This is a genomic window from Microbacterium paludicola (assembly GCF_039529675.1).
Classification (GTDB): Bacteria; Actinomycetota; Actinomycetes; order Actinomycetales; family Microbacteriaceae; genus Microbacterium; species Microbacterium paludicola.
Window position 1 is genome coordinate 1 of the sequence record NZ_BAAANG010000060.1, and the last position, 1,615, is coordinate 1,615.

The window sequence follows — 1,615 nt, forward strand, 5'->3', positions numbered from 1 at the left end:
TGGGGATGTAGAACGCGATGTATCCGAGCGCCTGACCGGCCAGGCCGCTGAGCATGGGGATCACGAATCCGGTGACGGCGCTGAGGGCCTTGTCGTAGTAGTACGACTCGACCGACTTGTTGATCAGGCGGAGGTCCTCGCGGGGCACGGTGCTCGCGGGAAGCCGCTTGGCAAGCCAGGTGCCGACGCGCGTGCGGAAGTCCATCTCTGCGTCGCTGACGGCCGTCTCGGGGGTGCCGAACTCGACACGCTCGATCGCGGCGGCCAGCTGCGGCTGGCGCGGGACGACGGCCGCGATCACGAGGGCGATGCCGATGCCGGCGATCAGGCCGGGGATGAGCGCGATCATCGCAGGCCTCCGTTCTCGTCGGTGGTGAAGATCCGCGCGACGGGCCGCTCACGGCTGATGCTGCGCATCCATGCCACCAGGGCCACGAACGCAGCCATCCAGGCCGCCAGGACGACCGTGCCGAGAGGGGTGAGGTACCAGGCGGTGAGGTTGCCCAGCAGCGGCAGCGCCGCGGCGACGACGAGGATGCCGACGGCGACCACGGTGATGTGTGTGCGGGGCTTGGCCCGGTCGGTGAGGATCTGCCGACGGACCTTGGTCTCCTCGAAGATGATCTCGCCGAGGTCGTCGAGCGCCTCTGCCAGTCCGTCGCCGCGGGCGGTCTCCTTCATGAGGAGGTGGGCGACGACCATGTCGGCCGTGCCGTCGTCGAGGTCCTCAGCGAACCGCTGCAGGGCGGCCTTGGTGGGCCAGCGGGCGTTGATGCGTGCGACGAGGGCGGTGACCTCCTCGCGGATGGCTTCCGGTGCCGACTGCCGCGATGCCTCGAGCGTGGCCTCCAGGCCGGCACCGGCGACGGTGAGGCCGGCGAGGCCGCGGGTCCAGGTCTCCAGCGCCTCCAGGCGCGCGATGCGCTGAGGTGCGTCGCCCTTGCCGAGCAGTACGGGGATGACGATGCCCGCCCCGACGCCGATCGCGATCATGATCCACCAGCCCGTGAACATCCCGTACCCGACGCCGGCGACCAGGCCGGCGAGGGCGCCGAGCTGCTGCTGACGGGAGAGACGGACCTCGACCATGTGGCGGATGCTGGCCGGGATCGTGAGCTTACGTCCGGAGTCGGGCAGGGCCGCGGCGAGGATCGCGATGATCACGCCGGCGACGGCCAGCAGGATCGACAGGGTCAGGCCGGCGTCGTTCATGCCGCACCCTCTTCCGGGTAGGAGCCCGCCGGGCGCGGCGGCTCGTATCCGACCTCCTCGAGACGCTCGAGGATCCGCGGGCTGGGCAGGTTCTTCACCTCGAGTTGCTGGGTGCGCTTGTTGAAGTGGAACAGCTCCCCCACCACCGGGCGTCCGCCCGAGGTCGACTCGCCCTGCTGCACCTCGCTGATGCTGCTGACCACGCGACGTCGCTTCCCGGTGACCTTGTCGGTGATGACCGACATCTGAACGATCAGGTCGATGTTCTGCGCGATCTGCCGGTACGCGTAGGTCAGGTTCGAGTTGGTGCGGCTGATCAGCGTGACCAGTCGCTCGATCGCCGCGTCCGGGCTGTGCGAGTGGATCGTGCTCATCGAACCGAGGCCGGCCTGCATGGCCTGCA

At 69.3% G+C, this 1,615-nt stretch carries 2 protein-coding genes and 1 pseudogene; all 3 read right to left on the reverse strand.

The features are described 5' to 3' along the window. On the reverse strand, positions 1 to 349 hold a 349-nt coding region (locus ABD161_RS15670), incomplete at its 3' end, for a hypothetical protein (RefSeq protein ID WP_344005100.1). Then, complete coding sequence (locus ABD161_RS15675; protein ID WP_344005103.1) at positions 346 to 1,212, reverse strand: type II secretion system F family protein; 867 nt, start codon at positions 1,210 to 1,212, stop codon at positions 346 to 348. The genes ABD161_RS15675 and ABD161_RS15670, both read right to left, overlap by 4 nt. Then, positions 1,209 to 1,615 (reverse strand): annotated as a pseudogene (locus tag ABD161_RS15680) (hypothetical protein); the annotation flags it as partial. The pseudogene ABD161_RS15680 and the gene ABD161_RS15675, both read right to left, overlap by 4 nt.

Coding starts and splice junctions, on each gene's coding strand:
- ABD161_RS15675 (WP_344005103.1), bottom strand. CDS start 1,212: ATGAACGACGCCGGCCTGACCCTGTCGATCCTGCTGGCCGTCGCCGGC.